Below are 6,223 nucleotides of genomic sequence, written 5' to 3'. Positions count from 1 at the left end.
GCCATTGAACCTGATTCATTTAAGTAATACCATAAGCCTTTGTCTTTAACCCAACCAGTAGCCATTGAACCTGATTCGTTTAAGTAATACCATAAGCCTTTGTCTTTAACCCAACCAGTAGCCATTGAACCTGATTCGTTTAAGTAATACCATAAGCCTTTGTCTTTAACCCAACCAACTACTCCCTGATTAGAATTCTTTTTAGGTTTAGCTACATCAGTTTCTTGTTTTATATTATCTACTTTTTCAACAATGATATCATTACTAGTAGATAAATTTGATTTAAGAACATCTTTTATATGTTCTGATGTTACATAGAACTTAACAGTTTCAGGAATTGCAAATGTATCTTTTTTCACAGAAAACTCTGTACTTTTATTCTTAATATGAATTTCCTTTAATGAATCTAAGACGCCACTTAGGAAGAAGGACGGCAATGAGTTGATATTATTACCAATTGTTAAACTTTTTAATTTTGGTAAACCGTTCATAACGTGTTTACCAAAATTTTTAACATTATCTGGTAATATAAGTTCTTTTAATTCTAAATTACCGTAAAAGGCTAAACGTTCAATAGTTTCTAAACTATTTGGTAAGCTAATTTCTTCAAGTTTAATCGCATCTGCAAATGCAAAAGTACCAATTTTTTCTAAACCTTCATTCAATTCGAGTTTTTTCAAGTAAGAATTTTTATTAAACGAATATGATGCAAGTTCTTTTGTCTCCTTAGGCGTTTTATAACTTTCGTCATTTTTTTGACTTGGATAATAAATTAATTGGGTTTTATCTTTTGAAAACAAAACACCATCAACTGAGGCAAACGATTCATTTCCTTCTTCAACATCAACATGTTTTAAGCTAGTAGTGAGTCTAAATAGATTACTTCCTAATGTTTTAACCGATTTTGGTAATGTTAGTTTCTCTAAATTTGATAAATTAGCAAAAGCCTCATGTGATATTAATTCTAATTTTGAACTTGAGGAAAAGGTTAGCTTTTTCAATTTTTGACTAAAAGAAAATGCACTTGTTCCAATATATTCTAGAGATGCAGGCAATTCAATCTCTTCTAATTCAGAAAAATCAAAAGCTCTATCTTCAATTTTCTCCAGCTGACTACCTTTGTCAAAAATAATAGTTTTAGCTTTACTTCCATGGAAGCCTTTTTTTTGTATTTTTTTTATGCTTGATGGGATAGTAATAGAGCTAGGATAGTAGACAATTCTACCTGTTTCATCTGGATAATAACTAAAAGCTTGACTAGCTACTTCAGTAACGGTAAATACTTTATCACCTACTGTGATTTTTGTAGGAATCGTGAATGGTTTTCCATCTTGACCAGCTTCAAACTCTACAGGAGTAACTCCATTACCCACTTGAACAGTGCCTATGTTACCTTCTACAGTTAGAACCTTATATTTGATATTATTTTGTTGAATAATACTTCCAACTTTAGTCTCTTTGATTACTTCCGAACTAGGAGTATCTGCTAGGATTGGTTCATTAGGGACATATGCTGCTAAAATAACTGCAGCTGTAGTTAATGATAATATTGTAGTTTTTTTCATTTAAATTTCCTTACATATTTATTTTCTAATAGATATAAAATTATAACTTTGCTAGCCGTTGTTATAAAAAGTTTTATTCAATCATTATCTAGTAGAATAGAGTAGTACATTTTATAAATTGTCATCTCTCCATAAACACAGTATATCATTTTTAAATTTTAAGTCCAGAAAAATGGCTCTATAATATTTGTAGTGGGTAAATCCACTATAGATATTATGGAGCCTATTTTATTGTAGAAAAAAAGTCCCATAAGATCTATAATGAAAAGCGACCAAACAACTCATTAGAAAGATTCATATGGAACAATTACATTTTATCACAAAACTACTCGATATCAAAGACACAAATATCCAAATTATAGATGTCGTCAATAGGGATACACACAAGGAAATCATCGCCAAACTGGACTACGACGCCCCATCTTGCCCTGAGTGCGGAAACCAATTGAAGAAATATGACTTTCAAAAACCTTCTAAAATTCCTTATCTTGAAACGACTGGTATGCCTACTAGAATTCTCCTTAGAAAGCGTCGATTCAAGTGCTATCACTGTTCAAAAATGATGGTCGCTGAAACTTCTATCGTCAAGAAGAATCACCAAATCCCTCGTATCATCAACCAAAAAATTGCTCAAAAGTTAATTGAAAAAATTTCTATGACTGATATTGCCCATCAGCTTTCCATCTCAACTTCAACTGTTATTCGTAAGCTCAATGATTTTCACTTTAAACATGATTTTTCTTGTCTTCCTGAGATTATGTCTTGGGATGAGTATGCTTTTACAAAGGGAAAGATGAGCTTCATTGCGCAAGATTTTAACAATCTCAATATCATCACTGTTCTTGAGGGAAGAACACAAGCTATCATTCGAAATCACTTTCTTAAATATGATAGAGCCGTCCGATGTCGCGTCAAAATTATTACTATGGATATGTTTAGTCCTTACTATGACTTAGCTAAACAGCTTCGCTTTCAAATTTCTAGGCTCAGGCTGAAACAGTCTCCCAGACTGTTTCACTCCCGAATGCTAAAATCGTTCTAGATCGTTTCCATATTATCCAACATCTCAGCCGTGCCATGAGTCGTTTTCGTGTTCAAATTATGAATCAGTTTGAACGAAAATCTCATGAATACAAGGCTATCAAGCGTTACTGGAAACTCATCCAACAGGATAGTCGTAAATTGAGCGATAAACATTTTTATCGTCCTACTTTTCGTATGCACTTAACCAATAAAGAGATTTTAAACAAGCTTTTGAGCTATTCACAAGACTTGAAACATCACTATCAGCTCTATCAACTCTTGCTGTTTCACTTTCAGAATAAGGAACCGGAGAAATTTTTCGGACTCATTGAGGACAATCTAAAGCAGGTTCATCCTCTTTTTCAGACTGTCTTTAAAACCTTTCTAAAGGACAAAGAGAAAATCGTCAACGCCCTTCAACTACACTATTCTAACGCCAAATTGGAAGCGACCAATAATCTCATCAAACTTATCAAGCGCAATGCCTTTGGTTTTCGGAACTTTGAAAACTTCAAAAAACGGATTTTTATCGCCCTGAATATCAAAAAAGAAAGGACGAAATTTGTCCTTTCTCGAGCTTAGCTTTTTTTCAATTTTGAAATTCGATGGTTTCAAGGTTGTAGGAATCCCTCCCCCCCTACTTCTCTTTTTAAATCCTTAAAATCATGCTATAATATAATAAGTATAAGTCCAATAAACTGACCATAGAAGTCAGCGATAAAGATTTCTTACATCATCCGTAAGTGTTATTCTACTCTGAATCATACTATAATGAAAGTAACAAAAGATGGAGGTGTTTCACATGGAAACCATTTTACGAGTAGAATCATTAACAAAGCATTATGGAAAAGAGCCGAATATTACCAAAGCCTTGGATGGCATATCTTTTCAGGTTGTAAAAGGTGAGTTCTTAGGAATTATGGGGAGTAGCGGTTCTGGAAAAACAACCCTTCTTAACTGTCTCGCCACAATCATAAAGCCAACTGACGGCTCTATTCAAATGCAAGAAAAAGATTTAGGTCAATTAAAAGGGAGTCAGTTATCTGATTATCGTGGCAAGGAAATTGGCTATCTCTTCCAGAATTTTGAGCTTTTGGACAATCTGACAGCTAAAGAAAATATTTTACTCCCCTTGTCTTTGCACAAGGTCGATGCCAACGAAAGCAAGGTTCGGTTAGAATTACTTTCCCAATATCTGGATATTTCCGAGCTTCTGAATAAGTTCCCATCTCAATTATCAGGTGGTCAACGGCAAAGGGTAGCTGCTGCTCGTGCCTTGATTTTAGACCCAAAGATTGTATTTGCGGATGAGCCCACTGGGGCTTTGGATTCAAAAAATGCGACCATTTTGATGCAGAAACTATCTGAAATGAATCAAGTGGAAGAAACCACCATTCTCATGGTTACCCACGATTCAGTTGCAGCCAGCTTTTGCAACCGCATCTTGTTTATCCAAGACGGAAAACTATTCCATGAAATCCGTCGTGATTATCCAAGAGAAAGTCAAGAAGACTTCTACCACAGAATACTAAAGGTCATGGCTGCCCTAGCTGGAGGTGATGGCAATGTTTTCTAAATTAGTCTCAAGAAATAGCAAGAGAGATCGAAAAAATAATGGCTTGTATTTCAGTTCCATGGTTCTTTCTATTATCTCCTTTTACATCATCCTTTCTTTGTCCCATCAAGATGTGATGATCTTTCTCAAACAAATAGAGAGTGACGCTGTAAATAAACTCTTTAGCATGATTCCCATTCTTTATGTGGCAACCCTCTTTATTCTCTTTTTTCTAGTCTACTTCGCAAGCAGTATGCAGATGGAAAGGAGAAAACATGAATTTGGTGTCTATCTAACGCTAGGGATGCGAAGAAGCAAACTATTCTTGCTGCTCCTACTCGAGGATTTGAGAAACAGTATTCTTGCTCTTGGAATAGGTCTTCCAATTTCAATCTTGATTTCAGAACTGATTAGCCTAATAACCTCTAAAATTGTTGGGCTAGGGATTATTGAACATCAATTTTCTCTATCTACTACAGCTCTATTCTATACAATCATCGGTTTCCTAGCCGTAAAATTAGCTGTCTTTATTCTTTTAAGTGCAAAAACAGCCAATAAGGAAATCGGAGATCTGCTATCCTATTCTCCTTCTGGCATGAAGAAACTACTCCCCAAGAGTGTGTACCTTCTTGCTTCTGTCCTCGGAATTTTGCTTCTAGGAACAGCCTATTACTTGGGGATGAGTGGACTAGCTTGGGAAAATGTCAGAACAATGGGCATCACTGTTCTCTTGGGGACTCTAGGAACTATACTACTCTTCTTTGGTATGCGTTTGTTTATAGACTTTTTGGTCAAGCTTGGAAGCAATCGAAAACTCCACACCTATAATTTTAGACAGATTCAGGAATTAGTTATCCAGCGCTCAACTATACTAGCTATCTGCTCGCTCTTAATCTTCTCTGCCTTGTGCCTCTTTGGAGCAGGTGTTGCCATTGCAAGTGGCAATTCAGGCAATCAAACCCACGTTTTGGATTATACATTTAGAGATAGCAAGCAGGAAACAGATGAAAATCTTGATATGAATACAGTAAAAAAAGAGCTTGAAGCTGCTGGACTGGCATCACAGTTTTCAAAGATTCTACAAATCAAAGTTGGCAAACCGAAAGAAGACGAATCCGTGTCCTTTGAACAGTTCATCAAGGTATTGAAAGAGCAAAAAGAAAGTAAAAACAAGGAAATTTTGCTCCATAAATTTAAACAGTCTACTACTTCCCACCTCATACCAGTTTCCGAATACAATGAACTTAGAAAGGCTGCCAATCTCCCTCCTCTAGAACTAACTAGCAAGGAAGCCTACTTGTATATGGGGAAAGATTTTCTCCCTGATGAGAACTTGGTTAACTCTGTTCTGAAAGCAACCCCTCAAATCAAAGTCATGGGAAATGATGTAAAATTGATTGGCGAAGTACAGTCTTTACCGATTGTAACGGACCGTGAAATAACCATTTCTGTAGCCCTCATAGTCCCAGATGAGACCTTTATGAGCTATACAGATGATCGGTATTCAAATTATGTTAGTGGTATCTTGGATCCTGAGCTGGTCAAAGAAAAAGGCTTGATGAGAGCTATCTCAGATACGAATGAAAAGCTAGATCAAACCTCTCTTGGCTATGAAAGCTATATACAAAATATGGGAAGACAATTATTTTACATTATCTCTGCCAGCTATATCACTATCTATCTGGCTATCATCTTCCTTGTTGTGGCAAATACAATCATTGGCGTTCAGTTTTTGATGGGACAAAGACAATCCTACAGACGATACCAAACCTTGATCCATCTCGGAGCCAACTACGAAACTCTTTGTAAATCTTCAGAAAAGCAAATCAATTGGTATTTCGGTCTGCCAATAGCCCTTGCACTTATCAGTAGTAGCTTCGGAGTGGGCTCCCTCCTCACAGGAATAGTACCAGCCAGTGCAAGAATGGTCATGGGGCAGAAATTTATCACAGCCATGCTGATAGTACTGCTCTTAGCAGGTTTTGAAGTCATCTATATCAGAATTGTAAAGAAAAATAGCAACAAATACTTGTTGTCCTTAATGGAACCCAAAAGAGATGAATAAGATAGAATAAAATAG

The 6,223-nt window shown here is 35.8% G+C and carries 3 protein-coding genes and 1 pseudogene; 3 read left to right on the top strand and 1 reads right to left on the bottom strand.

Translation table 11 applies throughout. The features are described 5' to 3' along the window. On the bottom strand, positions 1 to 1,565 hold a 1,565-nt coding region (gene pcpA, locus ACIY19_RS09395; protein ID WP_061702086.1), incomplete at its 3' end, for a choline-binding protein PcpA. A gap of 298 nt (positions 1,566 to 1,863) precedes the next feature. Between pcpA and ACIY19_RS09390 the strand changes: the two are divergent. From ACIY19_RS09390 to ACIY19_RS09380, 3 genes and pseudogenes are all read left to right on the top strand, one after another. Continuing rightward, positions 1,864 to 3,170 (top strand): annotated as a pseudogene (locus ACIY19_RS09390) (transposase). Positions 3,171 to 3,390: 220 nt separating this feature from the next. Then, a complete protein-coding gene (locus ACIY19_RS09385; protein ID WP_409003276.1) occupies positions 3,391 to 4,164 on the top strand; it encodes an ABC transporter ATP-binding protein in 774 nt (257 codons plus the stop codon). Next, complete coding sequence (locus ACIY19_RS09380) at positions 4,154 to 6,208, top strand: FtsX-like permease family protein (protein WP_409003275.1); 2,055 nt, start codon at positions 4,154 to 4,156, stop codon at positions 6,206 to 6,208. Before ACIY19_RS09385 ends, ACIY19_RS09380 begins: the two co-directional genes overlap by 11 nt. Positions 6,209 to 6,223: the final 15 nt, after the last annotated feature.

This window comes from Streptococcus sp. ST14 (assembly GCF_046098195.1).
GTDB lineage: Bacteria > Bacillota > Bacilli > Lactobacillales > Streptococcaceae > Streptococcus.
The sequence above is the reverse complement of the archived record's forward strand: the minus strand, read 5'-3'. Positions and strand labels throughout refer to the sequence as shown.